25 protein-coding genes and 1 tRNA gene are annotated in these 25,702 nt (G+C 61.1%); 12 read left to right on the top strand and 14 right to left on the bottom strand.

Annotated features, from left to right (window positions below):
• Nucleotides 1-55: 55 nt before the first annotated feature.
• From LQK83_RS02260 to LQK83_RS02250, 3 genes are all read right to left on the bottom strand, one after another.
• The gene (locus LQK83_RS02260; RefSeq protein ID WP_230835662.1) at nucleotides 56-325 is read right to left on the bottom strand and encodes a hypothetical protein; all 270 of its coding nucleotides are present in this window, start codon (nucleotides 323-325) and stop codon (nucleotides 56-58) included.
• 99 nt (nucleotides 326-424) lie between these two features.
• Nucleotides 425-3,046 carry a mechanosensitive ion channel family protein gene (locus LQK83_RS02255; protein WP_230835661.1) on the bottom strand — a complete coding sequence of 874 codons (2,622 nt, stop codon included), beginning with the start codon at nucleotides 3,044-3,046 and terminating at the stop codon, nucleotides 425-427.
• A gap of 48 nt (nucleotides 3,047-3,094) precedes the next feature.
• Nucleotides 3,095-3,655 (bottom strand): DUF924 family protein, encoded by a 561-nt coding sequence (locus LQK83_RS02250; protein WP_230835660.1) that lies wholly within the window; start codon nucleotides 3,653-3,655, stop codon nucleotides 3,095-3,097.
• A 236-nt stretch (nucleotides 3,656-3,891) separates the two neighbouring features.
• Between LQK83_RS02250 and LQK83_RS02245 the strand changes: the two genes are divergently transcribed.
• Nucleotides 3,892-3,967: transfer RNA gene (locus LQK83_RS02245), tRNA-Lys, on the top strand.
• Nucleotides 3,968-4,054: 87 nt separating this feature from the next.
• On the opposite strand, the gene LQK83_RS02240 is transcribed toward LQK83_RS02245, so the two are convergent.
• The 5 genes from LQK83_RS02240 to LQK83_RS02220 all read right to left on the bottom strand — a co-directional run bounded on the left by LQK83_RS02240 (nucleotide 4,055) and on the right by LQK83_RS02220 (nucleotide 9,434).
• Complete coding sequence (locus LQK83_RS02240) at nucleotides 4,055-4,966, bottom strand: PhzF family phenazine biosynthesis protein (protein WP_230835659.1); 912 nt, start codon at nucleotides 4,964-4,966, stop codon at nucleotides 4,055-4,057.
• Nucleotides 4,967-4,969: 3 nt separating this feature from the next.
• The gene (locus LQK83_RS02235; protein WP_230835658.1) at nucleotides 4,970-5,734 is read right to left on the bottom strand and encodes an NUDIX hydrolase; all 765 of its coding nucleotides are present in this window, start codon (nucleotides 5,732-5,734) and stop codon (nucleotides 4,970-4,972) included.
• Complete coding sequence (locus LQK83_RS02230; RefSeq protein ID WP_230835657.1) at nucleotides 5,731-6,846, bottom strand: endonuclease/exonuclease/phosphatase family protein; 1,116 nt, start codon at nucleotides 6,844-6,846, stop codon at nucleotides 5,731-5,733. Before LQK83_RS02230 ends, LQK83_RS02235 begins: the two co-directional genes overlap by 4 nt.
• A 49-nt stretch (nucleotides 6,847-6,895) precedes the next feature.
• Nucleotides 6,896-8,080: an acyltransferase family protein gene (locus tag LQK83_RS02225; RefSeq protein WP_230835656.1), complete on the bottom strand. Its 1,185-nt coding sequence runs from the start codon at nucleotides 8,078-8,080 to the stop codon at nucleotides 6,896-6,898.
• Nucleotides 8,081-8,213: 133 nt separating this feature from the next.
• The gene (locus LQK83_RS02220) at nucleotides 8,214-9,434 is read right to left on the bottom strand and encodes an aminotransferase-like domain-containing protein (protein WP_230835655.1); all 1,221 of its coding nucleotides are present in this window, start codon (nucleotides 9,432-9,434) and stop codon (nucleotides 8,214-8,216) included.
• Nucleotides 9,435-9,835: 401 nt separating this feature from the next.
• Here LQK83_RS02220 and LQK83_RS02215 point away from each other — a divergent pair, with 401 nt between their 5' ends.
• Entirely contained in the window at nucleotides 9,836-10,264 is a 429-nt protein-coding gene (locus LQK83_RS02215) for a hypothetical protein (RefSeq protein WP_230835654.1), read from the top strand.
• A 342-nt stretch (nucleotides 10,265-10,606) separates the two neighbouring features.
• Here the strand turns inward: LQK83_RS02215 and ilvC are convergent, their stop codons facing one another.
• Complete coding sequence (ilvC, locus tag LQK83_RS02210; protein ID WP_112693396.1) at nucleotides 10,607-11,626, bottom strand: ketol-acid reductoisomerase; 1,020 nt, start codon at nucleotides 11,624-11,626, stop codon at nucleotides 10,607-10,609.
• A gap of 48 nt (nucleotides 11,627-11,674) precedes the next feature.
• Nucleotides 11,675-12,343, bottom strand: coding sequence for a TetR/AcrR family transcriptional regulator (locus LQK83_RS02205; protein ID WP_442966686.1), 669 nt, complete (start codon nucleotides 12,341-12,343; stop codon nucleotides 11,675-11,677).
• Between the two features lie 201 nt (nucleotides 12,344-12,544).
• On the opposite strand from LQK83_RS02205, the gene LQK83_RS02200 reads away from it, so the two are divergent.
• Together LQK83_RS02200 and LQK83_RS02195 are read left to right on the top strand one after the other, a co-directional pair.
• Nucleotides 12,545-12,916, top strand: coding sequence for a DUF4087 domain-containing protein (locus tag LQK83_RS02200; RefSeq protein WP_230835652.1), 372 nt, complete (start codon nucleotides 12,545-12,547; stop codon nucleotides 12,914-12,916).
• Between the two features lie 283 nt (nucleotides 12,917-13,199).
• Nucleotides 13,200-14,789 carry a GGDEF domain-containing protein gene (locus LQK83_RS02195; protein WP_230835651.1) on the top strand — a complete coding sequence of 530 codons (1,590 nt, stop codon included), beginning with the start codon at nucleotides 13,200-13,202 and terminating at the stop codon, nucleotides 14,787-14,789.
• Between the two features lie 45 nt (nucleotides 14,790-14,834).
• Here LQK83_RS02195 and LQK83_RS02190 read toward each other — a convergent pair whose 3' ends face one another.
• The gene (locus LQK83_RS02190; protein ID WP_230835650.1) at nucleotides 14,835-15,299 is read right to left on the bottom strand and encodes an Lrp/AsnC family transcriptional regulator; all 465 of its coding nucleotides are present in this window, start codon (nucleotides 15,297-15,299) and stop codon (nucleotides 14,835-14,837) included.
• Between the two features lie 202 nt (nucleotides 15,300-15,501).
• Between LQK83_RS02190 and LQK83_RS02185 the strand changes: the two genes are divergently transcribed.
• Together LQK83_RS02185 and LQK83_RS02180 are read left to right on the top strand one after the other, a co-directional pair.
• On the top strand, nucleotides 15,502-16,221 hold the full coding sequence (locus LQK83_RS02185; protein WP_230835649.1) for an aspartate/glutamate racemase family protein: 720 nt from the start codon (nucleotides 15,502-15,504) through the stop codon (nucleotides 16,219-16,221).
• 202 nt (nucleotides 16,222-16,423) lie between these two features.
• The gene (locus LQK83_RS02180; protein ID WP_230835648.1) at nucleotides 16,424-17,938 is read left to right on the top strand and encodes a bifunctional metallophosphatase/5'-nucleotidase; all 1,515 of its coding nucleotides are present in this window, start codon (nucleotides 16,424-16,426) and stop codon (nucleotides 17,936-17,938) included.
• 112 nt (nucleotides 17,939-18,050) lie between these two features.
• Here the strand turns inward: LQK83_RS02180 and blaOXA are convergent, their stop codons facing one another.
• Nucleotides 18,051-18,911, bottom strand: a complete 861-nt coding sequence (gene blaOXA / locus LQK83_RS02175) for a class D beta-lactamase (protein ID WP_230835647.1) — start codon at nucleotides 18,909-18,911, stop codon at nucleotides 18,051-18,053.
• A gap of 33 nt (nucleotides 18,912-18,944) precedes the next feature.
• Complete coding sequence (locus LQK83_RS02170) at nucleotides 18,945-19,697, bottom strand: pyridoxine 5'-phosphate synthase (protein ID WP_230835646.1); 753 nt, start codon at nucleotides 19,695-19,697, stop codon at nucleotides 18,945-18,947.
• A gap of 398 nt (nucleotides 19,698-20,095) precedes the next feature.
• Between LQK83_RS02170 and LQK83_RS02165 the strand changes: the two genes are divergently transcribed.
• A complete protein-coding gene (locus LQK83_RS02165; RefSeq protein WP_442966685.1) occupies nucleotides 20,096-20,794 on the top strand; it encodes a MerR family transcriptional regulator in 699 nt (232 codons plus the stop codon).
• A gap of 59 nt (nucleotides 20,795-20,853) precedes the next feature.
• Here LQK83_RS02165 and LQK83_RS02160 read toward each other — a convergent pair whose 3' ends face one another.
• Entirely contained in the window at nucleotides 20,854-21,981 is a 1,128-nt protein-coding gene (locus LQK83_RS02160; protein ID WP_112629612.1) for an ATP-dependent DNA helicase, read from the bottom strand.
• 128 nt (nucleotides 21,982-22,109) lie between these two features.
• On the opposite strand from LQK83_RS02160, the gene LQK83_RS02155 reads away from it, so the two are divergent.
• The 5 genes from LQK83_RS02155 to LQK83_RS02135 all read left to right on the top strand — a co-directional run bounded on the left by LQK83_RS02155 (nucleotide 22,110) and on the right by LQK83_RS02135 (nucleotide 25,674).
• Nucleotides 22,110-23,393, top strand: a complete 1,284-nt coding sequence (locus tag LQK83_RS02155; protein WP_230835644.1) for an SDR family oxidoreductase — start codon at nucleotides 22,110-22,112, stop codon at nucleotides 23,391-23,393.
• Nucleotides 23,393-23,881, top strand: a complete 489-nt coding sequence (locus LQK83_RS02150; protein ID WP_230835643.1) for a DUF2269 family protein — start codon at nucleotides 23,393-23,395, stop codon at nucleotides 23,879-23,881. The genes LQK83_RS02155 and LQK83_RS02150 overlap by 1 nt, the downstream gene beginning before the upstream one ends.
• 110 nt (nucleotides 23,882-23,991) lie before the next feature.
• Entirely contained in the window at nucleotides 23,992-24,363 is a 372-nt protein-coding gene (locus LQK83_RS02145) for a COG4315 family predicted lipoprotein (RefSeq protein WP_230835642.1), read from the top strand.
• Nucleotides 24,347-24,907 (top strand): RNA polymerase sigma factor, encoded by a 561-nt coding sequence (locus LQK83_RS02140; protein WP_230835641.1) that lies wholly within the window; start codon nucleotides 24,347-24,349, stop codon nucleotides 24,905-24,907. Before LQK83_RS02145 ends, LQK83_RS02140 begins: the two co-directional genes overlap by 17 nt.
• On the top strand, nucleotides 24,904-25,674 hold the full coding sequence (locus LQK83_RS02135; protein ID WP_230835640.1) for an anti-sigma factor family protein: 771 nt from the start codon (nucleotides 24,904-24,906) through the stop codon (nucleotides 25,672-25,674). The genes LQK83_RS02140 and LQK83_RS02135 overlap by 4 nt, the downstream gene beginning before the upstream one ends.
• Nucleotides 25,675-25,702 lie beyond the last annotated feature (28 nt).

Below are 25,702 nucleotides of genomic sequence, written 5' to 3'. Positions count from 1 at the left end.
GTTCCCTGCTTACCAGCAGAGGCAATGTGCAGACCAGACCCAAACACCGGCGCGCTCAGTTCACGATGACCGCTCCACCGGAAATTTTCACCGTCTCGCCACCGCTGAGGCCGATGCGGTCGCCATTCGGCGCGGTGATGAAGCAACCCGATGAGCAGATGCTTTCCGTCGTGCCGGGCGACAGCGGCAGCTTGGAGCGATTGCCGTTTTCAACGACATCGATGACGACAGCCTTTTTGTCGGCATTGGTGATGTCGGCGGCCATGGCCGGCAGAGCGCCGACGAGAGATGCAATGGCAAGAAATGCGATCGACAGGATCTTCATATGCGCCTCCTCTCAACAACGGACAGACCCAAAGCTGCCGTCTTGAGAACAGACTATCGCCCTCTTCGGCTGAATGCGACCTGAATGGGGCATTCAGCCTCAGTTGTTGTGCGAACCGTCCTCGTGACCGTCCCCGTCCCCGTCGTCCTCGTGCCCGGGATGGCTGCCATCGTCATCTTCCGGCCGGTGCCCCAGCCCCCCCATATTGGTATGGACCTTCTCCGGATTGCCGCGGAAATGACCGCGCTGGGTGACGGCTTCGCGCAGAATCGATGCCACCCCGTCCTCGATTTTCAGATGCAGATCGCGCTGCGGGAACGGGAATTCGATCCCCTCTTCCTTGAAACGTTCGAAAATGGTCAGGCGAATGTCGTTGCGCACCTTCAATCCGTCGAGCACATCGGCGAGATGAACGCGGATTTCGAAATTCAACGATGAATCGCCGAAGCCCTGAAAGGCGACAACCGGCTCCGGATTGCGAAGCACATTCTCCTGCGCCTGTGCGATCTCCAGCAGGATTTCCATGACGCGGCGCGGATCGGAATCATAGCCAACGCCCACGGCAATCTCGACGCGGCCGAGCCTGTTCTTGTGCGTCCAGTTGCCGACGGACGCGTTGATGAGCTCCGAGTTCGGCACGATGATGGAGAGATGCTGGAAGGTCTCGATCTCGGTCGCGCGCACGGAAATGCGCCGCACGAAGCCTTCCGTCGTTCCCGTCACCACCCAGTCGCCGACCTTGAACGGCCGCTCGACCAGCAGGATCAGGCCGGAGACAAAGTTCGATACGATATTCTGCAGACCGAAACCGATACCCAGCGAAAGGGCACCGGCCACGAGCGCGAGGCTGGAAAGGTCTATACCGGCCGCGGAGATACCAAACAGCGCGGCAATCGCGATCCCGACATAACCGAACCCGGTCTTGACGGAATTGCGCACGCCGCTGTCGAGCTTGGAGCGCGCCAGCACATTGCCGTCGAGCCAGCCCTGGAGCCAGCGCGTGACCCAGAGCCCGACAAAGAAGAAGGCGACGCCGGCAAGGAGACCGATGATTGAGAAATGGAACTTGCCGATCGTGATCTCGGTAAAGATCTGCGACAGCCAGGTCCAGATTTCCTGAAGCTGAAATCCCCATTGCATCAGGAGCAGCGGCACACCAATGACAATGGCGATCGTGTAGAAGGCAAAGCCTACGGCGAGACCGATCTGATCCAGCTCCATCTCGCCAAGCTGAAAGCGCTTGCGGCAGTAGCGGCCAAAGACGGTATCGGCAAATGCGCCGGGTTTGATAATTGCGCGACCGGAGAGAAGGCCGAGGAAGGTCGTGACGATCACCGCCCCCGCCATGACGATCTGGGTCGCGGCGAAGCGCGCAAGTCCGACATAGCCGAGCAAGGCGGTTGCCACCAGCGCCGCGCCGGCAAGCGCCAGCGGCCAGCGCACGATGCGCGGCCAGGCCTGCCCAGCGGCGTCATCCGCCGCATCCGCCGGACGGATCGGCTTGATGAAGGACATCGCAAACAGCATGAGACCTGCGATGACGGAGGTAAAATAGCTTTTCACCACGGTCAGGATCACGTCCGCCCCCAGCGCCTTGCTGACCGCGCTGAAGAAGAAGTCGAAACTGATTACCACCGCCAGTGCCATGATGGTCACCGACAGGAGCCGCGCCCCGCGATCGGTCACATGAGCCAGCCGCCAGTTCGGCTCAAGCGGCGCCAGAACAGCCATCGTCAGCCGGTAGACGAAGAAAATGGCGAGCAACAATCCCATGAAGGCGGCGAGAATGGGGGCAACGTCGCTGCGCAGGACATTGAAATTGTCCAGGAGGAACAGGCTGATCGCTTCGAAGGCCAAGAGCGCCAGCGTCGGCAGCACGGTTGACCAGAAGGCAACGGAGAGCCTGCTGAGATAGGCTGGCCGCTCGATCCCGGCATCCCGTCGCACCACAGGAGAAAGCAACCTGTAGGAAAATATGACCAGGACAAGCGCCGCCAGAACAGAGAAGAACAGCGCGCTCATCAGCTGATAGAACTTGAAATTCCAGACGAAACTGAACCAGCTGGAAACCGCCTGCACGAAATCGGTCTTTTCGTCACCAAAGGCGGTGACGGCATCCGACAACGTGTCGAGATTGACATCGGTCTTTCTCAGCAGCGTGTTGGTGAACAGCGTGCGGCGATCCTCGGTGATGGCATTGGAGAGCTTGCGCGAGGCGACGGAAAGGTTTTCAGCATCGCCCGTCACCGAATTGATGGTGGCGCGCTCGGCATTGAGCTTTTCGCGTTCGGCCTTCACGGCCGGGTCCTCTGCCGTACCGGCAGGCGGCGGATCGCCCAGTGCGGCCAGCCGCTCGCGGATCTGTGTCAGACGCGGATTGAACGAAACGGAAATATCGAGAATGGATTTGGTCAGCGCATCGACCTTCAGCTTCAGGTCGGCCAGTTGCTGGTCGTCATCCGCCTGATCCTCGACCTGCGCCGTCAGCGCCTTCAGCGCGTTGGACGCGTCCGCAAGCTGCTTGCGCGCCGCCTCCACCGGGCTCGGCTCGGGTGCCGGTGCCGGTGCCGGTGCCGACGCCGCTGCCGGATTGCTCTGCTGCACTGGCGCGGGCGAACTCGGCTGCGCGTTCTGCGCCAGCGCGGGGGCAAGCGCACCCATGCCGAAAAGCGCGGCTGCGAGAAGAGCGGCGAAGAGTCTGGAACCTGGTCTTGAAGTCATGGAATCCGGATGTTCATTGCGAAGAAATTATCAACACGGTCGCGGTCCTCAGAAGCGGCTGCCCGGCAATTGCAGGAACCTGACCTCTTCTTCCGTCGTTTCCCGCCCGAGAAATTCGTTCCGGTGCGGAAACCGGCCGAAGCGCGCCACGATGTCACGATGGCGTACGGCATAGTCGAGAAGTTGCGCATCGGGAAGGTCAGAAAACAGCCGGACGGAATATTCCTGATCCTCCAGTGCCTCGGAATGCTCGAACGGCAGATAGAAAAACGGCCGCTGCCGCCCATGCACCAGCCTGTCCGCCCCGCCCGCGATCGCCATCCGCGCCTCGCGTCGCGCCAGACCGTCCGTCGCAAAGGCAAGCGGGGTGGCGCGATACATGTTACGCGGCAACTGGTCGAGCACGATCACCGCGGCAAGGCGCGAAGAAGGATCGGCGCGCCAGTGCGGCTCGACCGACCGGGCCAGCGCCAGATGCGTCGCGCGAAACCGGCGCAGGATCTGGGCGTCGAGCGACGGCGTCGAATTATACCAGTCGCGCTCGCTCAACTCCTCAAACCAGAAGGTCAGCACATCATCAGGAGAAACTATCAGATCAACGTCGACCATATCGGCTGCTTCTCCCCTTCTGTCCCTGGACACGATTGTCCCATAACGCATGACACAGGCTTTTGAGCCCAATTCAGGGTATTTTATGTTCCGGCTCCGTGGAACCCTCAACAGTTTCAGCGTCTTGCACATCAAAACGCACAGCAAAACGAAAAAAGATGGAAAGGGCGCTTGCCAACCCGAATGAACCTGTTTATACGCCCCTTCACCGGGACGGCAGCGCCGCTCTCGAGTGTGGGTGATTAGCTCAGTTGGTAGAGCAGCTGACTCTTAATCAGCGGGTCCACGGTTCGAGCCCGTGATCACCCACCAAATTTTCTTCTTGAGATATCAAGCAGATAAAAGCGCCAGCCGGTGACGGCGGCGCTTTTTCTGAATCGTGCCCAGACCTCCAGCGTGTCAGATCTCCAGCATTCCGGAGGCGACCTTCACGGCCTGTCCGCCGATACGTGTGCGCGTGATCTCGCCGGCCGCCCCATCGATGTGAAGATGGATCTTCGAGGCGCGGCCCATCTCCACACCCTGTGCGATCACAAAGGCATGGTGACCGTCCGGCAGCTTGTCATGGGCATGAATGACGCCGGAAAGACCCGCGGCAGCAGCGCCCGTCGCCGGATCCTCGGCAATCCCCATATCGGGCGAAAACATGCGCGCATGGAAATTCGCGCCATTGGCGCCGCGGCAATAGACATAGGCCGAGACGAGATGCCCGCCCGAAAAGGGGGCGACGCGCTCCCATAGCGCCGGGTCGAACTCGACCTCCCCCAGCGTCGCCACATCCTTGACCGGAACGTAGAGAAACGGCACACCGGCCGACCAGACGCCTGGATAGTGGTTCTCGAAACCGACATGCTTGACGCTGATCGACAGCGCATCGGCAATCCCCTGCCGGTCAAGCGCGTTTTCCAGCTTGTAATGCGCTGACTTCGCCGGCAGGTCAAATTCCGCGAAGGGCGCGCCGGGTTCGGCAAGCCGCACCGCGCAGCGCACCGGACCTATCTTTTCCTCCAGCACAGAAACCTGATCCAGCGTCTGCCCCGCCCCTGCCCGCTCGGCCAGCGCAATGGCCGTCCCGACGGTGGGATGTCCTGCGAAAGGAAGCTCGCGCCCGGGCGTGAAAATCCGCAGCCGCGCCGTATGCGCCGGGTTCTCCGAGGCGAAGACGAAGACGGTCTCCGACAGGTTGAATTCGCCGGCAATCGCCTGCATGTCCTCCTCGGAAAGCCCCTCGGCCTCCAGCACAATCGCCAACGGATTGCCCTTCAGCCTCTCGTCTGTGAACACGTCGTAGAGCATGTAAGGCCGCGCCATGTTCTAATCTCCCTGCTTGAATCCATTCATCGGCGAATCGGGGGCAAAAATCCAATCGATTATCGGCGGCATGAAGGCGGGATAGTTTCGCCCCTGCCTCTCTCCATTGCGAATAATCACGGGACCGGCAATCTCCTGCTCATGATCGGTCTCCATATGCCGGCGCACACGGGCCGCCGCCTCTTCGGCGTCGTAGGGCAGCAGAAAGATCCGGAACAGCGTCGTCGCCTTTAGAACGCGCACCCCGAGATATCCGTCCAGCGTTCGTGCCGAAGACAGATCGATCCCCGTCTCCTCGGCCACCTCGCGCCGCATGTTGGCGTCCAGATCGACCTTGCCGTTCACGATGTCATGCGCATCGAGAGAACCCGCCGCGCAATAGATGCGCCCGGCATTGGCCGTCTTCGCCGCCATTTCGATGGCCAGGATAGCGCCGTCGCTGGTGATGGGAACAGCGATGGGAAAAACATGTTCGGCAATCGGCCTGTCCGGCTGCTTGCGCCACCAGAGCATGGTCGCATAGGGCGTCAAATGCCCGGTCGCGACCAGCCTGCCCGCCGCATCGATCCGCACATCGCGATGAATGAGCATCTCGCCGTTGAACAGGGCCGGATTGGCCCCCACCTCGGCCCGCCAGTTCGCCTCGATCTCCGCGCGCCTTTCCTGATAGAGCGGATGGGGCCCGGGCGCGACGGACACATCGTAGCCCGATAGCGAAAACACCACGCCCTCCTCCGGCCAGAGAAAACCTTGGGGAGACATGTTCATGACATCAGGTCCAGTTCGATGACGACGGGGCAATGATCGGAGGATTTCGGTCGGTCCCAGCCGACGCGCGGATAGCGCTCGACCGCCTGCCCCGGCGGAAAGATCGTCCGGTACGGCTGACCGGCGCGAATGATGTCGGGGACGGCATCTCGATTGAGCCCCGCCAGATGCGGTGACAGCCAGATATAGTCGAGTTGGCTCAGATGGCGCTCGGACGGTCCGCGCTGGTGAAAATGCGTCCATCGATCATCGATCGGCCGGCGCGCCACGACATTTTCAGCAAACCCGTCCGCCGCGAGAATGTCGGCGACGCTGCCCGGCTCCAGCACCGGCGTGAAGCTGTAGCCGCTCCGCTTGTCGCCCCCCACCTGCAGCTTCTCGCCATAGTCGTTCATGTCGCGGCAGATCGCATAATTGGCGCTGCTCTCGGGCGAGCCGCCGAAACGGCGCGTGATGATTTCACGCACGGCCCGCGCCTCCGCATGACGAACCGGAACCGAGGCCACCCGCCCGTCCAGCCCGTTGCGCCCGCCATTCATCGACTTGAAATGCACAACATAGAGGCTCAGGGCCACGCCGCCGATCTTCAGGTCGGCCTCGAGACAATCACGCTTGAAGATGCGATCCTGCGGCTTGTAGTCGAGCGCTGCAAGCTCCGGCGTAAAAAGACCGAGATCGGCATAGGTGAGCCGCGCATGGCTACGAATGTCGGTCAATTCGATGGGGGCGCCGGAGCGCGTCGTGTCCCGCATCATCAGCGCCACATCGATGCCGCGCGAATCATTGCCTTCCATGAGATATTTCTGCCGGTAGCCTTCCCCGGTCATGCGGAAGAGATAGCCATATTCGAAGGCCTTCAGCGCCTCGATACTGTCGACTTCCTGCAGGCAGAGAATATCGGCGTCCATGTCGACAATGGCAAGCGCGCTCAACTGCCGCGTATCGTCGGTGGAGGCAATCAGCCGCGCCTCCTCGAGCCGCTGAAACTCGGCTTCACTGCGGATGTCGAAGAGCCTCAGAGAGCGGTCCTGATGCAACTCGTTGCGATAGCCGCTGAAATCGAACCGCGAAAGCAGGTTCTCGATATTGAAGGTTCCAAGCCTGACACTCATCGCGCACCCTTGCCAGTTTGCCGGCAAGGTAGCCAATGGCAGCGCTTTGTCAAAGCGCTGCCGGTGCCGGAACCGGCTTTTCCTCAACGCGCGCCTGCGCCCGCGCCTTTGTCCACTGCCGAACCTTCTTCTCGGCGGGAACTTCGATAAAGCGGTGGGTGAAATGGCTGATCAGCACGACGAGCGCCACGACCGAGAAGGCCAGGATATTCATGTAGAATGGATCCATCACGACCAGCTTGGTGGGCTGGCCGCGGAAGATCTGTGTTTCGACCAGCGGAATGCCCGTCACCTTCTGGATCAGTTCCGCAACATTGACCACGCGCAGCAGAATGAAGGCGTGGATCATGTAAATCGACAGGGAGATGGTGCCGAGATAGACCATCGACTTGTGTCCCAGAAGCCGCGAAACGCCGCCCTTCTGGATGGCAAAGATCAGAATGAACGGCGTGAACGCCAGCGTCATCAGAACCGCATAGGGCGTGGTCCCGATCGTGAACGGCAGGACGAAAATCAGCGACGCGGCGACGACTTCGAGAACGGTCCAGACCGCAAACGGCACCCGCTCCTCCAGCTTCGCACTCTTGATCCGGGCATAGACGTAATAGGTCAGCGCGCCGCCGCAGAAGCCATAAATCGAGCGCAGGATCCCGTAGTGATAGGTCTCATGCATCGGATAGGGCGACACGTTTGCCAGAAGAATAGGCGCAACGAGGAAACCGGCCAGCGCGAAGGGCAGAAAACGCTTGCCCGGCAGCAGAAGAGACAGCGCAAACAGGATATAGGTCGCCCACTCGGTGGAGAGGCTCCAGCTCGGATAGTTCCAGCCAGCGACATCGTGAAGACCGAGGCTGTGCACCAGAAACAGGTTGGACCAGAAAGACGGGATCGTATTGCCACCCGAGAAAGGCGGCCGCTCGACATAGCCTGACTTATGACCGGCATAGACCAGCAACAGTTCAAAGGCGAGGAACATCATCAGCATGACGAAGTGGATTGGATAGATGCGTCCCAGGCGCTCAATCAGGAAGCGCCCGCTCCCGTATCCATTGGCAAGCTTGGTCTCGTAGTTGGAAACGATGACGAAGCCGCTGAACAGGAAGAACACGTCCACGATGGCGGAACCGCCCTCGTAGAAACTGGTATCCATCAGAACGACATGCCCGGGGAAATGGGCTAGCACAATAAACAGTGCGAGAACGCCCCGCCATCCATCCAACGCTGTCAATCGCATGTGGTTTCGCCTTTCGGGTGCGGTTGCCCCTTGAAGGCGCAGGGCCGCTTCTTCTTGGGAGCTGCCATGCGCTGCTCCGCCCAGTGGACGAACTCTAGCGATACACGCATTGATTTTTGGTGAGTGAAACTGGTTAACTCGCCATTTCGCCCTTGATCAGTGTACCAAGACGGGAAATCCCCGTCTCTATAGCATCGTCGGAGGCGCATGAGAAGGACAGTCGGATCGTGTTTTCGCCCGTTCCGTCGGCATGGAAGGCCTTGCCGGGCACGAAGGCGATCCGATGGTCACGGATGGCCTTGGCCAGAAGCGAAGCACCGTCGAAGCCCTTGGGCAGCGTCACCCAGACGAACATGCCGCCTTCCGGCTTCGTCCATTCGACACCGGCCGGCATGTATTTCGACATGGCTTCCAGCATACGGTCGCGACGGTGGCTGTAGGTCTTGCGGATCTTTTCGACCTGAGCGTCGAAGATCTTGTGCGCGACCTTTCCCATGACGACCTGGTTGACCGTCGAGGAATGAAGGTCGGAGGCCTGCTTGACGAGCACGAGCTTGCGGATGACGTCCTGCGCCGCGACGATGTAGCCGAGCCGCAGGCCCGGCGCGAGCGTCTTGGAGAAGGAGCCGCAATAGAGCGTGCGCGTCTTGTCGATGTCGCCGCCATTGCGTTCGATGTCGAGCGCGAGGATCGGCTTGACCGTCTCGCCGCTATAGCGAAGCTGCTGATAGGCCGCATCTTCTATGACGGCGATGTCGAGCGCTTCGGCAAGATTCAGAATGTTCTCCCGGCCAGAGCGCGGGATCGTCTCGCCCGACGGGTTGGAGAATTCCGGAACGCAATAGGCAAACTTCACGCGACCGCCGCCCTGCGCCGCCTTCTCCGCATAGGTCGCCGGCTCGCGATTGGTCATCGGGTCGAGCTTGTCGTAGTTCGGCTCATAGGCATTGAAGGCGCCGAGCGCACCCATATAGGTCGGCCAGGTGACAAGCGCCGTGTCCTTCGGCGAAAGCAGAACCTTGCCGATATAGTCGAGGCCCTGCTGCGAGCCTGAGACGATGAAGATATTGTCCGGCGTACAGTTAATGCCGAGCTTGCCCATCTCTGCAACCAGCCATTCGCGCAAGGGTCTGTAGCCTTCGGAAACGGAATATTGCAGCGCCGGCACCGCTTCCGGACCCGTCAGCACCTCGGCATAGGCCTTGGAAAACTCTTCCGCCGGAAACAGTGTCGCATCAGGAATGCCACCGGCAAAGGAAATGATATCGGGCTGCTCCAGAAGCTTCAGAAGCTCGCGAATCTCGGATGCTTTCATGCGACTCGCGCGCGAAGCGAAGATATTTTCCCATTCCATGGTGGTTCATCCCGTCGATTTGTTATGCGGTCACGTAAACACGCCGACGTTATTATGTCAACAATACTGACCTAATTATTCGTTCGCGCACGCGCCAAGGCGCTGAAGCCTTGTGATGTCCTTATTAAACGCGCGTCTGCCGCCCTGTCCACGTCCTTTCAAGTCTTCGGATTGGAAACGCTACGTTTACAATCAGACGATTGAACCGAACGGTTCGATGCACCAAATGAGGTGGTGTCAGGCGAAGACATCAACACAGACGACTGGTTCTCAACGATGTCGAAACGCCGCATGCCCCGCCATTCAGTCGCGTACTGAGTAGTGCACGATTGAATAGCGGGAAACTGAAAAGCCCGCGGCACCCCCACTCCCGTGGCGCCGCTTTTAAAATGGAGATGAAAATGAACAAGTTTGTTGCTTTTGCCGCCGCTGGCGTCCTGTCTGTTTCGGCTCTCGTTTCGGGCCAGGCCTTTGCCGGCAACAACGAAAATTCGGCTTTCGCCCAGATGGTCCGTGCCAACACCTATGGCCATTCGGCTCAGGCTTCTGACGCCGGCACCGTTGGCTACGGCTACAACCCCGGTTTCCTGTCCAAGGCCTCCCGCGACAGCAGCGTCACCATTCGTTACACGAACGAGCTGCCGCGCGCCGAAAGGGTTTCGGTCATCGACCGCGCCAAGGCCGATCCGGCTACCGTCGAAGCTCTCCGTTCCGACATCCGTCAGAACGAAAGCGTCCTTCGTGGCCTTCAGGCGCGTAACGTGAACGTCGACAGCGTGATCGGAGCAAACCACGCAGCCGATGGTTCGACGATCTATATCATCCGTTAATCCGGATCGCATGACTTCATGACCCCCGAAACGCTCCTGTGGCTCGCTGCCGCGGGGGCGTTTTTTTTGGGGGCACTTCGGCATCGTCACACAGAAAGGCCGGAGAAGTCACCCTCCCCGGCCTTATAAGTCACTGAGCATCAAGCCGCTCTTAGTTGCGAGCCCTGTCGACCAGCTTGTTCTTGCCGATCCCCGATCGCCGATCGCCGAAGGCGTGCGAACCAGGATAACCGGGATCGGCAGGCCGCGACTAGTTGCGAGCCCTGTCGACCAGCTTGTTCTTGCCGATCCCCGCATCGCCGAAGGCGTGCAAACCAGATGACCGGGATCGGCAAGCCGCGATTAGTTGCGGGCCTTGTCGACCAGCTTGTTCTTGCCGATCCAGGGCATCATGGCGCGGAGCTTTTCGCCGACCTGTTCGATCGGATGCTCGTCGTTGAGGCGGCGGGTTGCCTTGAAACGGGCAGCGCCCGAATGCCATTCCTGCATCCACTCGGAGGTGAACTTGCCGGACTGGATGTCCTTGAGGACGCGCTTCATTTCGGCCTTCGTTTCAGCCGTGATGATGCGCGGACCCGTGGCGTATTCGCCCCACTCAGCCGTGTTGGAGATCGAGTAGTTCATGTTGGCGATGCCGCCTTCATAGATCAGGTCGACGATGAGCTTCACTTCGTGCAGGCATTCGAAATAGGCCATTTCCGGAGCGTAACCGGCTTCGGTCAGGGTTTCGAAGCCGGCGCGGATCAGTTCGACGAGACCGCCGCAGAGAACGACCTGTTCGCCGAAGAGGTCGGTTTCGCACTCTTCGCGGAAGTTGGTTTCGATGATGCCCGAACGGCCGCCGCCAACGCCGCAGGCGTAGGACAGAGCGAGTTCAAGAGCATTGCCCGAAGCATTGTGATGAACGGCAACCAGGCACGGCACGCCGCCGCCCTTCTGGTATTCGCCGCGAACCGTATGGCCGGGGCCCTTCGGTGCGATCATGACAACGTCGACGGTCTTCTTCGGCTCGATGAGGCCGAAGTGAACGTTGAGGCCGTGAGCGAAGGCAATCGCTGCACCGTCGCGGATGTTCGGCGCGATGTCGGCCTTGTAGATGCCAGCCTGCAGTTCGTCCGGCGTTGCCATCATGAGAAGGTCGGCCCAGGCGGCAGCTTCGGCAACCGTCAGAACCTTGAAGCCATCGGCTTCAGCCTTGGCAGCGGTCGGCGAACCGGCCTTGAGCGCGATCGCGACGTTCTGTGCGCCGGAATCCTTGAGGTTCAGCGCGTGCGCGCGGCCCTGCGAACCGTAACCGACGATCGCAACTTTCTTGGACTTGATGAGGTTGAGATCGGCATCCCGATCGTAATAAACGCGCATGTCTGGTTCCTTCCCTTGATGAATGCGTCTGTCTGTTGCGGCAAGAATTCACGCATGCCTGATGCGCGGCTCTTCCCATTTGTTCGCGGCTCCAAAAAGGCGCAGGAAGGCATCGACCGCCCGCTCCGCCCTGGAACCGAATTCCTTGCGCGCCGTCTCGGGCGAAACACCCAGCAACATGCGCACGTGTAGATCGCTGACGGCCAGACCGTATAATGTCTGATAGGCCTCGCCGCCATCGGAAAAATCGAGAAGCCCGGAACGCCGCCCGGCATCGAGCAACGCCATGGCGCGCTTGCCGATCGGCCCGCGCCCGCGCTCCAGCATCAGCCGCCCGAGCTTGCCGCCCCCTGCTCCCGCCTGACCGATGGAAAGCCGGTTCAAAGCCAGCGACACGTCGCCCGACAGCACGTCCACCAGATCGCGGACGAAGGTCAGAAGATGCGCGCGCAATTCCTCGCGCGTCAGCTTGCCACCGGCAGGTTCATAGGTGCGGACCTTGGAGGCCTGATAGGCAATCATCGCGGCCAGCAGCCCGTCGCGGTCACCAAACCATTTGTAGAGGCTTTCCTTGGAGCAGTTGGCAGCACGGGCCACGCCCGCCGTCGTCAAAGCCTTCTCACCGCCCTCGACAAGAAGACGCAAGGCCTCCTCCAGAACGGCACTCTGGCGCGGCGAAAACTGATCCTGCTCCGGCTTGCTCATGTGAAACCTCATAAAGTACCGTACGGTACGGTTCTTGTTTAGATGAGCCCGGATAGGATTTCAAGAGGAATTTGAAAATGCGGCGCACACGCTGACCGGCGAGGCCTGTGGCCTCGACCTTCCGGGAAACAAGCCGCACCGCCTTGATTGCCTCTCGACTTTATGCTGGTAAATTGTCCATTCGCGCCGATTTCGCGCCGTATGAGGATTTTCATGAAGACATTTCTGCTTTCCGCCCTGATCGCCGCCGGCAGCATGGTCGCCACCGAGGCTTTTGCCAACGGTCCGCTCACCCGCTGCGGCTGGGTTTCGAACCCGACGCCCGGCAACTGGTATCTCTCCGACAGCGACGGCGACTGGACGCTGGCCACGCAGGGCAGCGACGAAGAAGCCAAAGGCATGGATGTGATCGGCGATATCAGTGCCGGCGACTACAAGGCGACCAACGGCAATTACGGTTACGCCTGCGGCTGCATGAAGGTGCGCGACGATCCGGCCAGCATGCGCATCCTGGAAGTGATGAGCTTCCGCCAGTCGCGCCTTGCCAAGTGCGCGAACGATCCCAAGCTGCCCTCACCGGAGTAAGGTTATAACCGCCAGCCCGCCAGCGAGGGGGCTGAAACGATCTGACAAGGCATTTCGGGAAAGCGCGCGACTGCCCCATATGCCGCCGGCTTGCGCCCGCTGAAGGCCGGTTCGCCGGCGGTTGGGGGGGGGGGCATAGCAGAGCGTTCGAAATCGACACATTCACGCTAATATTACCAAAACTTGGGATAACATTATTTAGAGGTTTGGGAGTAGACATTCGCAACGATCGGCGGTCGGGCCCAGCCCCATCCGCCGACATGTCGGATCGAATGAGGCTTCGTTGACAACAGCAACCTTCCTGCTCGCGGTGATGCTCGCGCTCGGTCTGATTGCCTGTGCAGCCGCATTCCGATCGCCCCGCGCGCCCGGCAAGGTCGCGTTCATTCTGGCCGTGGTCTGCGCCCTGTGGTGGACAGCCATGGTGCTGTTGCGTTTTGCGACACCCGACCTGTCGGAGAAGATTTTATACAGCGAACTGGCGTGGTTCGGCATTATCGGTGCGCCCATGTTCTGGGCCACCGGGATCCTGAGCTATGCAGGATATCGCAAGCTCGGCACGCCAGCGGCCATCGGGGCCATTGCAGTCTATGCGATCGTCTCCGGCATGGCGGCACTGACAAACGATTGGCATCACGGCCTCTATACCGGGATCCTCAATGCGCAGCGGCCGACCTTCTCGCATGGCTGGCTTTTCCATATCCTGATGACCGTCACCTACATCTTCATGATCTGGGCCTGCATCTCGGCCATCAGCCGGCTGAAGATGTCGCAATCGCTACATCGCCGGCAGCTCTTCGGCCTCGTTGCGGCGATGCTGATGCCCTGGCTTGCCAACTTTGCCTTCGTTTTCTTCGAATTCCGCCTCTTCAACGACGATCCGACACCCTTTGCCTTCAGCCTGACATCGCTCGCCATGCTGATGATGCAGGAGCACGGCAAACTTTTCGTCGCCCCGCCGATCGCCCGCGACGTCATCTTCAAAGTTCTGCCGGATCCCGTCATCGTCATCGATGGCGAGGCGCGTGTGCTGGAGGTCAATCCAGCGGCTGGCAAGCTGCCGGGCCTCGGCGACGGCGCCGTCGGCACCATCCTGCCCGATGGTCATCCGCTCCGCGCATGGATTGCCCGCGACACCCAGAACGACAGCAGGCTGCTCACGGTTGATGAAATCGAATCGACCTTCGAAGTCTCCGTCCAGCGTCTGGAAAAGTGGGGCAGCGACGGCTCTGTCATGTTCGTGTTGCGCGACGTGACGGCACGCGAGGCCGTTCAGGAGCAACTGGCCGCAGCCTCCAGCGACCTTGTCATTCGCCTCAACGAAAACCTGGCGCTGCAGAAAAAGCTCGCCGAGGAAGCCTCTCGCGACCATCTGACGGGCCTCTACAACCGCCGCCACGCCAGCAAGATCGTTCTGGATTGCCTGGACGCCACGGGACCGGCCCGGCCGGTCGCCTTCGCGCTGATTGACCTCGACCATTTCAAGCAGGTCAACGACCGGTTCGGTCATGACGCAGGCGACAATGTCCTGATAACCTTTGCCCGGATCCTCCGCGACCAGATGCCGACCGATGGCTGTGCCTTCCGCTTCGGCGGTGAGGAATTCCTGGCCGTCATCCCCGGCATCAACGAGATTCAGATGCTGGCGCTCACACAGCACTGGCGCGACCTGCTAGCCGAGGAGGCGCCGGACCTGACGCCGGGCTTCCAACTGACCTTCTCCTCCGGCATAGCGATCTTCCCGCAAAGCGGCAGCACGCTCGCCGCCTGCACGAAATCTGCCGATATCGCCCTTTACGACGCCAAGCTGCGGGGAAGAAACTGTGACGTGGTTTGGCGCGACAAACCCAATCCGCTGAATATCGCCTCCTGAGCATCACGCCCCGAGTGGCGGTCCGTCAGCCGCTGGCGCGATCGGTCAATCCGCGTAATTGACCGGCAGCGCAAGTCCGCTTTTGAGAATCTCCATCGAGATCGACGCGGAGACGTCGAACAGGGAGATGTGGCGGACGATCTGCTTGTAGACCGTGTCGTAATGCTCGGCGCTTGGCAGCACGATCTTCAAAATATAGTCGACAGACCCCGTGACGCGATGCGCCTCCACGATTTCGGGGATTGCGGAAATCACCCGCCGGAAATCATCGATCCAGCCATCGTTATGTGTCGCCGTCTTGATCAGTGCAAAGACCGTGGTCGGCACCCCCATCTTGCGCCGGTCCAGAACGGCTACGCGCCGCGCCACATAGCCCGCCTCCTCCAGCCGCTGGATGCGGCGGGAACAGGCGGAAACCGAAAGGCTGACCTCGTCGGCAATCGCCGCAACGGCGAGCCCGGCATCCTCCTGCAGCAGACGCAATATCTTCCGGTCGCGATCGTCAAGCACCCTATCCCTCCCCTTTTTTCTGCGCCGCAGCACGCGATGAACTTGCGCCAGATCAAGGCGCTACGAGTTTGCGTGCGATTATAGCTGCGCCGAAAATATTTGCACGGTTCAGCCCGAATCGCCAAATATTTGCAAACTTTATGCCCGGCGCTTCGTCCATATTTGCACCATCGGACGCAAACGCGCAAATCGAGGGATTGAAATGAAGAAAATCGGCGTCATCGGCGGCATGAGCTTCGAAAGCACCGCAATTTACTATCGCATGATCAACGAACAGGTCCGCGCCGAACTCGGCGGCCTCTCCTCGGCCGATATGCTGGTCCACTCCGTCAACTTCGCCGAAATCGTCGCGCTGCAGAAGGCCGGCGACTGGGCCGAAGCCGCAGAGCGTCTGGCCAAATCCGCAGCCAGCCTCGAAAAGGCCGGCGCAGATTGCATCCTCATCGCCACAAACACGATGCACAAGGTGGCCGACGAAGTCGCCCGCCACATCCACATCCCGCTCATCAACATCATCGACGTCACGGCCGATGCGCTGAAGGCGAAGCATGCGAAGAAGCCGCTGCTGCTCGCAACCCGCTACACGATGGAAGACGGCTTCTATGCCGAGCGCATGGCCCGCCACGGTCTCTCCCAGGTGACACCGGACCATCTCGGACGTGTCATCATGCATGACATCATCTTTAACGAGCTTTGCGCTGGCCATGTTTCCGAAGCCTCTCGCAAGCGTGTCATCGAGATCATCGAGAAGGCCAAGGACGCCGGCGCCGACAGCGTCATCCTCGGCTGCACGGAAATCTGCATGCTGATCGAACCCTCGATGAGCCCGCTGCCGACCTTCGATTCCACCGAGATCCACGCCGCAGCAGCCGTTGGTTTCTCGCTGGCCACCTCGCGCGCCGAGATGACCGAAGCCGCCTGAACAGGCGTCTGCGCTTCATCAACAGACACCAAAAGGCCGTCGGCGCTCCCGGCGGCCTTCTCGCGTTGCAGCTTTGACCATCCGGAAAAAACCTATTGCGCCGTCGTCATAATACTGGAGTAATGCAGCCCTGTCCGCAGCTGCGGCCGGTGTTCCGGCCGGATGGCGGAGAGATTGAAACATCATCTGGAGGTGATTGACGATGAAGCGATTTTCCAAACTGACGGGCGCGCTGTTTGGCGCCACGATACTCTGTTCGGCTGCCGTGACGGCGGCACAGGCCGAAACGGTCAAGATCACCTTCCTGGGCGTCGGCGACGTCTACAATTTCGATGGCGGCAAGACACGCGGCGGGCTGGCGCGCATGAACGCCGTCGCCAAGGCCGAAAAGGCTGCCAATCCGAACACGATCTATGTCTTCGACGGCGACATGCTCTCGCCCTCGCTCCTGTCCGGCCTCGACAAGGGCCAGAACATGATTGACCTCACCAATATCGTACCCTTCGATCTGGCCGTTCCCGGCAACCATGAATTCGACTTCGGTACGCAGAACTTCCTCGCCAAGATGAAGGCTTCGAAATATCCCTGGGCAGCCATCAACATCACCGGCGCAGACGGCAAGCCGATCGAAGGCCTCGGCGGCGTCACGATGAAGACCGTTGCCGGCCTGAAGATCGCGCTGATCCCGGTCGCGCAGGACACCTCGCCGGAAGTGGCGACGACGGATGACTGGAAGTTCGAATCCACCGTCGAAACCGCCGTGACCGCCGCCAAGAAGGCGCGCAAGGATGGCGCCGATCTCGTGGTCGGCGTGGTTCAGGCCCCTCATTCCAATGACCAGCTGATGTTCGCCTCCAAGGCATTCGACGTGATCCTGTCCGGCGACGACCATGACATCGTCATGCAGTATAATGGCATCACCGCCTATATCGACACCTCGATCGACGCCAACTACATGATGCCGCTCGATCTCACCGTGAATGTCGAGGAAAAGGACGGCAAGCGGAAGGTGACGTGGGAGCCGATGTTCCGCTTCATCGATACCGCGACCGTGAAGCCGGACCCGGAAACGCAGGCAAAGGTCGATGAGTTCAAGAAGGAACTCTCCAAGGAACTCGACGTCGCCGTCGGCAAGACCGAAGTGCCGCTCGACAGCCGTCGCAACATGGTCCGCACCCAGGAAACCGCCATGGGCGACCTGATCGCCGACGCCATGAAGGATGCGACCGGCGCAGACATCACCATCATCAACGGCGGCGGCATTCGCGGCGACAAGGAATATGCCGCAAACACCGACATCACCCGCAAGGATGTGTTGAGCGAAATGCCATTTGGCAACAAGACCGTACTTGTGGAACTCACTGGCAAGCAGGTTCTGGAAGGCCTTGAAAACGGCTTCTCGCAGCTGGAAGATGGCGCAGGCCGCTTCCCGCAGGTCTCCGGCCTGAAGATCGTCGCCGACCCGAAGGCACCGAAGGGGAAGCGCGTCGTCTCCGTCACGGTCGGCGACAAGCCGCTTGACCCCGCCGCAACCTACAAGGTCGCCACCAATGACTACATGCTGACCGGCGGCGACGGCTACACGTCGTTTACCGGCGGCAAGGTGCTGATCGACGGCAACAACGGCAAGCTGATGGCCAATGACGTGATGGTCTATATCCGCAAGCTCGGAACGATCAAGATCAAGCCGGAAGGCCGCATCACCTTCAAACAGTAAGCGCTGCCACGATCTTTTCGAGGGGCCGGCGATCCGCTCGGCCCCTCTTTCAATTTTAAACAGGTCATCATGTGGTCATGCCCGAGATGAACCACCTGCGGCGCCGCAGCCTCTATTTCAGGCTGTCCTTTTTCAGAAAGACGGATGTGATCAGCCCATCGCGCGCCTTGGGACCAGACCCCATCGCCCGGCCTTCATCGGCCTGGATCAGCCTTGCAAAGACCACCGTGTCCTTGCCGCGCGTTGCCCAGCCGACAAACCAGCCGAACGGTTTCGTCAGCTTGCCATCCGCCCCCCGGGTATAGCCTGACCCCGTCTTGCCGAAGATATGCCAATTGCCCTTCCCCCCCTGATCGAGAATGGCGCTGGTGTTCGACACGGCGCCGTCACTGACCGGGAGCTGGTGGTGAATGAGCTTCGTGAGAAAAGCGACCTGTTCCTTCGGCGAAATCTGCAAGGACGAGCTAAGCCATGCATGGGTCAGCCCGTTGTTCTTCCCCGGGTCACCCGATACATCCTGATTGCCGTAGTCGAGCGCCTTCACATAGCCGGCGAACTTCTCGTCGCCGAGATGCTTTGTCGTCTGCTGCGAATACCAGACGACCGAATCCCGCATCCAGCTTGCCGGCGTCTGCGCGTGCCGCCACTCCGGAATGAAATCCATGTAGCCCTTCTTGAAGGGCAGCACCGGTTTGTCAGACGATTCCAGAATGCCGCTGTCGAAGCCCATGAGGCTGATGGCGATCTTGAAGGTGGAGGCAGGCGAGTAACGCCGGGCGCAATCGCCCTGGTCAATGAGCGCCTGGCCTGTCTCCGCCGAAACGACGAGCGTACAGACGACGCGGGCCGCGGCCTCCGCCTGCGTCGGACCGCAAGCCATCAGCATGCAGGCGGACAATAGCAATGTCTTCATCAGTGTCTGCCACGAAGTCCCCGCGCCTGACAGCGCCGCCTGGCGGAAGATCCTGCTCATGAAGGCGGTTTTGCGACGGATCGTGAAATCCGGTCAGACCGTCTCGCCGCAGGCGCGGCGATAGCGCCGAACGGTCTCCGCCATGCCATAAACCAGCGCATCTGCCGTCAGCCCGTGGCCGATGGAAACTTCCGCCAGCATGGGGACGTGACGGACCAGAAGCGGCAGATTGTCCACCGTCAGGTCATGCCCGGCATTGACACCAAGGCCCAGCTCAGCCGCCACGGCTGCCGTTTGGCCGAGTTCGGTGGCAATCTTCCCGGCTCTGGCCGGGTCTTCGAAGCAGCCGCCATAGGGGCCGGTGTAAAGCTCGATCCGGTCCGCTCCCACCTCGCGGGCGATTTGCAGCGCCTCGCGGTCCGGCACACCATCGGCAAACAGCGAGACACGGAAGCCACCCGCCTTCAGTCGGCGGCAAACCACCGTGAGGCGATCCCGATTGGCGCGGAAGTCCCAGCCGTGGTCGGAGGTCGCCTGGCTCGGATCGTCGGGCACCAGTGTCACCTGCTCCGGCTGATGCTTTTCCACCAGGTCCAGAAAATCGTCCGTCGGGTAGCCCTCGATATTGAATTCGGCCTGGGGAAATTCATCATCGATCAGCGCCCGAAGCTCCGGGACATCGCTGAAACGGATATGCCGCTGGTCGGGGCGCGGATGCACGGTCAGCCCATGCGCGCCGGCCTGAAGTGCGACACGGCCAATGCCAGTGACGCTCGGCCACGGCAGGTCGCGCCGGTTTCGCAGCATGGCAATTGCATTGAGGTTGACCGAGAGCTTTGCAGGCATGGGAATGTGATCCAATCAGGCAGATGAAATTCTGTGCCCAACCATAGCGGACGGCGAATTTTCACGCCAGACGCAATCGATTGATGACCCATCTCGCGAATTTATCACTCAAGCTGCCAAATGGCCTTTTTGCCATTCTTGCAGGAATTCCACGACCGCCCGCTATTACGTGAAATGCAGGTCCGCTTGACGGTGAAGAGGCCTGTGCCGCATTGCACTAGGGGTCGAGACGTATATGCTCAAACTGCGAGATGGCGGGACCTGATGTCGCTTGAGACGGCGATGTGTCGATAATGGAAATATATTGGGAATAAAATATGGCAAAGCCGACCCGAATAATTCCATATTCGAAACATCTGCCGCTCTCTGGCAACGACTGACTGAAAGCGGGAACATTCATGTCGGACGGCAGAAAAGAAACCTTGCGCAGTACAGTCTCCCCGACCAAAGCTGTTACCAAATCTCTTGATCGAATTGGATTTTTGCCCGACATCGAGCTGCCGGCGAACCTGCCGCAGCATGGTATCGGCATTGCCGAAATGGCCAATGCCTTCGGTGTGACCCACCGTACGCTGCACTTTTATGAGGAAAAGAACCTCATAGCCGCCGGCCGCAACGGGCTGATGCGCGTCTATGACCGCAAGCAGGCCGCCCGCATGGCCATCATCAATGCCTGCCGCGAAATCGGCATGCCGGTCGCCGTCATTCAGGAGCTGATGGAGGCGCTGGACCGTGCCCACAGCCAGGAAGACGCCGACAACCTTTTCCTTCAGGCGCTGGAGACCCGCCGCCGCGAATTGATCGCCGAGCAATCGACCGTCTTGCGCCAGATGCATCGCATCAACGACCTGATCGAACAGGCCGCCGGTATCCCCGATAATGCCAATGACAATTTTGAGGCCTCGGATTTCGAGCCGCGCGAGCTGCATTGCCTCGCGCTGATGTCGGAGGGCTATGCCCCTGCCCGGCTCTCCCGCGCGCTCGGCCTCAGCATCCCTGAAATCGCCGCGCTGGAAAATTCGATCATCCGCAAGTTCGGCGCCAATAACCGTTTTCAGGCAGTGGCGAAAGCCGTCCTGCTGGGCATCATCAAGTAACCGGCTCAATTCCAGAAAAAGATTGTGCGGCTTTCCGACAGCCGTTGCGCAGGCGAAAGCTATCTGACGATGGTCAGCCGCTCAGCCGCCCGCGTGATCGCGGTATAGAGCCAGCGCTCGCGCGTATCGCGAAACGCCCAGCTCTCGTCGAACAGCACGACATTGTTCCACTGCGAACCCTGCGATTTGTGCACGGTCAGCGCGTAGCCATAGTCGAACTCGTCATAGCGCTTGCGCGTCTGCCACGGAATTTCCGTCTCGATATCCTCGAACGCGGCCTTCAGCAGCTTGATCTTGGCCGCCCCGCGATCCATGTCGTCATCCTCCGGCTTGACCAGAAGATTGATCCCCGGCTTCACCGTCTCGCGCGACGAACTCATCACCTGCCAGAGCGAGCCGTTGAGCAGGCCCTTGGCGGGGTCGTTGCGGAGACACACGAGCTTGTCGCCGGCCTGCGGATAATCGGCCGTAAAGCCCTTCAATTCCCGAAGCCGCTGGTTATAGCGCCGCCGCGTCTTGTTGGTGCCGACGAGAACCTGATCGGCCTCCAGAACGAGGTCCTGCGTCACCTCGTTGCGCGAGATGACCTGCGCCGTGCCCCAATCACCCTGCATGATCTCCTTGCCCTCGCGCACATGCATCGCAAGTTCGATGATTGGATTGTCGCGCGCCTGGCGGTGGATTTCGGTGAGCAGATAGTCAGGCTCGGCATCGGTGAAATAGCCCCCACCCGTGACCGGTGGCAGCTGGCCGGGATCGCCCAGCACGAGGATCGGCGTGCCGAAACTCATCAGATCCCGCCCCAGCGCCTCATCCACCATCGAGCATTCGTCGACGATGATCAGCGCGGCCTTGGCGACGGGGCTCTGTCGGTTGATTGCAAACATCGGCGCAATCGAGGTCTTGCCCGTCTCCTCGTCCTCCACCGCCTCCTCGCCGCGCGGGCGATAGATCAGCGAATGGATGGTCTTGGCATTCGACGCGCCCTTCGAGCGCAGAACCTGCGCCGCCTTGCCGGTAAAGGCCGCAAAGAGCACATCGCCGTCGACATGTTCGGCAAAATGCCGCGCCAGCGTCGTCTTGCCCGTCCCCGCATAGCCGAACAGCCGGAAAAGCGGCGACCGGCCCTCTTTGAGCCAGCGCGAAACGGCCTTCAGGGCCTCATCCTGTTGCGGTGCAAATTCCATGGCCTCTCGCATGGCAGGATTCGAGGGGAGAAGGCAAGAACAAAACGTGGCCGTCTGAAAGACGCTGACTGAAGACGCGATCATCCGCCACGCTTGGTTTGCAGCCCACAACGACATAGGGTTGTGCCATGAACATCCTGATTCTGGGCGCAACCGGCTTCATTGGTTCGAACATTGCTTCAAAGCTCGCCGCCGAAGGCCACGCCGTGACCGGCCTCGGCCGCGACACGGCGCGCCTCGCCGCCCGCACACCGCAGATCACCTGGGTCCGCGCCGATCTTGCAAACCTTCTGACTGCCGAAAGCTGGAAAGACCTGCTGGCGCGACAGGACGTCGTCGTCAATTGCGCCGGCGCGCTGCAGGATGGCCTGAGCGACAGACTGAAAGACGTCCAGACGCGCGCGCAACTTGCCCTGCAGGACGCGGCGAAGGCCGTCGGGATCAAGCTTGTCATCCAGATCTCCGCCGACACCAGCGGCCCCTCCGGCGAAACCGAATTCCTCGCTACAAAACGCGCCGCCGACGAGGCGCTGGCGCGGAGCGGACTGCCATTTGTCATTCTGCGCCCCGCGCTCGTCATCGGCCGCAACGCCTTCGGCGGCACGGCCCTCCTGCGGGCGCTTGCAGCGCTTCCGTTTGTCCTGCCGCTCGTCCACGCCCACAGTGCCGTCTCGACGGTCACGCTGGACGACGTTGCCAAGGCCGTCTCGCTGGCGCTCACAGGCGAAATCCCCAGCGGCTCGGATCTGATGCTCGCCAAAGAGGGCGGGACGCTCGCAAGCCTCGTGACCGAGCATCGCACCTGGCTCGGCCTGCCGCCCGCCCCGATCGTCAGCCTCCCGGCCTTTGCGGCGGCACCGGTCTCCGCCATCGCCGATGCGCTGGGATGGCTCGGCTGGCGTTCGCCGCTGCGCTCCACAGCCATGCAGGTAATGCGCCATGGCGTCAGAGCAGGTGACGTCCACGCGCTACCGCCCTTCGCGATAGAACCCGCATCCGCCTTCCTCGCCCGCAATGCCGCCGGCATACAGGACGTCTGGTTTGCGCGCCTCTATTTCCTGAAGCCGCTGATCTTCTTCTGCCTTTCGGCCTTCTGGCTGGCCTCTGGCCTGATCCCGCTTCTCGAACCGTCCCGCGCCGCCGGTCATTTTTCGCCTTTCATGGGCCAAACGGCAGCGCTCGGGCTGACCTTCGCCACGTGCCTGATCGACATCGTCCTCGGCCTTGTCGTGCTTTTTCGTCCACGCGCCCGCCTTGCTCTCAGCGGCATGGTCATCGTCACACTCGCCTATCTCGCCGGCTCCATCGTCATGGAACCCGCGCTCTGGCTCGACCCACTCGGCCCGATGATCAAGACCGTGCCCGCCCTTGCGCTGACGCTCGTGGCCCTCGTCATTCTGGATGAACGCTGATGGAAATCGAACTCGATTCAATCCTCCTCTTCCTGCATGTCATCGGCGCGACCGTTCTGCTGGGCACCGGCGCCGGCATCGCCTTCTTCATGGTCGTTGCCAACGGCACGCGCAACGCGCCCGTCATCACCCACGTCGCGTCCACGGTCGTGCTGGCCGACTTCCTCTTCACCGCAACCGCCGTTGTCCTGCAGCCCATCACCGGGGCGGCACTCGCGCTGCGCATCGGCTGGCCGATCGGCGAAGGCTGGATCTTCTATTCGCTCGTTCTCTACGTCGTTGCTGGGATCTTCTGGCTCCCCGTCGTCCGCATCCAGATGCAGATGCGCGATCTCGCCCGGCAGGCCGCAGCGGAGAACGCACCTCTTCCGGCAATGTATCACCGGCTTTACCGCATCTGGTTCGCCTGCGGTTTTCCTGCCTTCGCCGCAGTTCTCGCCATCATCTGGCTGATGCTGACCAAGCCAGATCTCGGCCGGCTTTTCTGATCGAAGATTATTTTTGCGAGCACGGGAATAAACCCCGCCCCGCGATTGTCTCACTCCCGTCCGCAGCCACAACGAGCGGCATGCGAAAACCTGACCCTTGGGAGAACACCATGAAGACGAGACTGATCCTGACGCTTCTCTTTGCCGCCGGCGCCTCCATCGCCTATGCTCAGCCGACCACCACCGTGAAGACGGACAAGGGCAATGTGCTGGCAGGCGAAAACGGCATGACGCTTTACACCTTCAAGAACGACAAGAAGGGCACCTCCAACTGCTACGAGGCCTGCGCACAGAACTGGCCGCCCTATCTTGCGCCGGCTGGCGCCAAGGCAGAAGGCGCCTATTCGATCGTCGACCGCAAGGACGGCGGCAAGCAGTGGGCCAAGGATGGCATGCCGCTCTATTTCTGGGTGAAGGACCAGAAGAAGGGCGATGCGACGGGCGATGGCTTCAAGGGCGTCTGGGATGCGGCAAAGCCCTGATCGGCAGCAAGAGCGTGAGCGGGGCGCGCGGGACACCGCGCCCCCAAGCTTCGAGCGCGGCATGATGGACCTCATGCCCTCGCTGCGCCGCTATGCGCGTTCGTTGAGCCGCTCCGATGCCGACGGCGAGGACCTGCTGCAGGACAGCCTGGAACGGGCTTTGGTGAAGCGGAGCCAGTGGGCCGGCGGCAGCCTCAAGGCCTGGGCGTTTTCCATCATGACGAACCTGTATCGCAACGATACCGCCCGCGCCACGCGCCGCCGCACCGCTCCGCTCGACGAGGCCCATGACGTGCCCGCCACGCTTTCGCCACCCGGCGACCCGCTGGAACAGCGCCGGCTCGCCGCGGCGATCGACAGTCTCGCGCCGGATTTCCGCGCCGTCTTGATGCTGGTCGTCGTCGAAAGCATGACCTATCGCGAGGTGGCGAGCCTTTTGCAGATTCCCGAAGGCACCGTGATGTCGCGCCTGGCCCGCGCCCGCGCGCAGATCGCGCGCTTTCTCGAAGCCGATAATGTCATACCGATGCGGAGAAGCGAATGAGTGACGCTCTCAACCCCGTGACCGAAAACGATCTTAACGCCTATGCCGACGGCCAGATGGCAGCGGACGATGCGGCACGTGTCGAGGCATGGCTTGCCGCCCATCCGGAAGACGCCGCCCGTGTCGCCGCATGGCAGAGCCAGAATGCGGCGATCCGTGACATGTTCGCACCCTATGGCAGGACGCATCCGGACGATACTGCGCGGCTGAAGACACCGTCGCGCCAGCCGCTGATCAACCGCGCCCCCATGCGCGCCGCTGCCGCCGTCGTCCTCTTCGCACTCGGCACGGCAACCGGCCTCGCTCTCCCCTCGCTGCTCGGCAGCCCGGCCACCGCGACACCGATCTTCGAACAGGCAAGCGATGCCTACACCATCTATGCCCGCGAAGTCCGCCATCCGGTGGAAGTCTGGGCGGGCGAAAAGGATCACCTGGTCGCCTGGCTCGGCAAGCGTCTTGGCGAAAAGATCGTCGCGCCCGATCTCGCCTCGGCGGGTTATACGCTGGTCGGGGGACGCCTCGTCCCGGTCGATGGCGTTGCCGGCGCCTTGCTGATGTATGAGGACAAGAGCGGCAAGCGGCTCACCCTGCTTCTTGGCCGGACGGCGAGGAAGACCGAAACGGCCTTTCAGTTCGCCTCGAATGGCGCTGTGGAAACGCTCTACTGGATGGACAATGGGCTCGCATATGCCGTCAGCGGCGAAGTCAGCCGCGAAGCCCTGCGCGCCGTTGCCGATCTCTGTTATCGTCAGTTCCAGCCGGCCTAAAAAGCCGGCCGGGACAAGCGGCGGGCCT

Source organism: Rhizobium sp. C1, assembly GCF_021026335.1.
GTDB lineage: Bacteria > Pseudomonadota > Alphaproteobacteria > Rhizobiales > Rhizobiaceae > Ensifer_A.
This window is presented reverse-complemented; position numbering and strand designations above follow the sequence as displayed.

Bases quoted from the DNA above. Each gene is read 5' to 3' on its own strand.
- LQK83_RS02185 (WP_230835649.1), top strand. From the start codon at position 15,502: ATGAAGAAAATCGGCGTCATCGGCGGCATGAGCTTCGAAAGCACCGCA.
- LQK83_RS02200 (WP_230835652.1), top strand. From the start codon at position 12,545: ATGAAGACATTTCTGCTTTCCGCCCTGATCGCCGCCGGCAGCATGGTC.
- LQK83_RS02160 (WP_112629612.1), bottom strand. From the start codon at position 21,981: ATGGAATTTGCACCGCAACAGGATGAGGCCCTGAAGGCCGTTTCGCGC.
- LQK83_RS02135 (WP_230835640.1), top strand. From the start codon at position 24,904: ATGAGTGACGCTCTCAACCCCGTGACCGAAAACGATCTTAACGCCTAT.
- LQK83_RS02215 (WP_230835654.1), top strand. From the start codon at position 9,836: ATGAACAAGTTTGTTGCTTTTGCCGCCGCTGGCGTCCTGTCTGTTTCG.
- LQK83_RS02220 (WP_230835655.1), bottom strand. From the start codon at position 9,434: ATGGAATGGGAAAATATCTTCGCTTCGCGCGCGAGTCGCATGAAAGCA.
- LQK83_RS02255 (WP_230835661.1), bottom strand. From the start codon at position 3,046: ATGACTTCAAGACCAGGTTCCAGACTCTTCGCCGCTCTTCTCGCAGCC.
- LQK83_RS02165 (WP_442966685.1), top strand. From the start codon at position 20,096: ATGTCGGACGGCAGAAAAGAAACCTTGCGCAGTACAGTCTCCCCGACC.
- LQK83_RS02260 (WP_230835662.1), bottom strand. From the start codon at position 325: ATGAAGATCCTGTCGATCGCATTTCTTGCCATTGCATCTCTCGTCGGC.
- LQK83_RS02225 (WP_230835656.1), bottom strand. From the start codon at position 8,080: ATGCGATTGACAGCGTTGGATGGATGGCGGGGCGTTCTCGCACTGTTT.
- LQK83_RS02230 (WP_230835657.1), bottom strand. From the start codon at position 6,846: ATGAGTGTCAGGCTTGGAACCTTCAATATCGAGAACCTGCTTTCGCGG.
- LQK83_RS02170 (WP_230835646.1), bottom strand. From the start codon at position 19,697: ATGCCTGCAAAGCTCTCGGTCAACCTCAATGCAATTGCCATGCTGCGA.
- ilvC (WP_112693396.1), bottom strand. From the start codon at position 11,626: ATGCGCGTTTATTACGATCGGGATGCCGATCTCAACCTCATCAAGTCC.
- LQK83_RS02205 (WP_442966686.1), bottom strand. From the start codon at position 12,343: ATGAGGTTTCACATGAGCAAGCCGGAGCAGGATCAGTTTTCGCCGCGC.
- LQK83_RS02140 (WP_230835641.1), top strand. From the start codon at position 24,347: ATGCGGCAAAGCCCTGATCGGCAGCAAGAGCGTGAGCGGGGCGCGCGG.
- LQK83_RS02155 (WP_230835644.1), top strand. From the start codon at position 22,110: ATGAACATCCTGATTCTGGGCGCAACCGGCTTCATTGGTTCGAACATT.
- blaOXA (WP_230835647.1), bottom strand. From the start codon at position 18,911: ATGAGCAGGATCTTCCGCCAGGCGGCGCTGTCAGGCGCGGGGACTTCG.
- LQK83_RS02235 (WP_230835658.1), bottom strand. From the start codon at position 5,734: ATGAACATGTCTCCCCAAGGTTTTCTCTGGCCGGAGGAGGGCGTGGTG.
- LQK83_RS02180 (WP_230835648.1), top strand. From the start codon at position 16,424: ATGAAGCGATTTTCCAAACTGACGGGCGCGCTGTTTGGCGCCACGATA.
- LQK83_RS02250 (WP_230835660.1), bottom strand. From the start codon at position 3,655: ATGGTCGACGTTGATCTGATAGTTTCTCCTGATGATGTGCTGACCTTC.
- LQK83_RS02145 (WP_230835642.1), top strand. From the start codon at position 23,992: ATGAAGACGAGACTGATCCTGACGCTTCTCTTTGCCGCCGGCGCCTCC.
- LQK83_RS02240 (WP_230835659.1), bottom strand. From the start codon at position 4,966: ATGGCGCGGCCTTACATGCTCTACGACGTGTTCACAGACGAGAGGCTG.
- LQK83_RS02150 (WP_230835643.1), top strand. From the start codon at position 23,393: ATGGAAATCGAACTCGATTCAATCCTCCTCTTCCTGCATGTCATCGGC.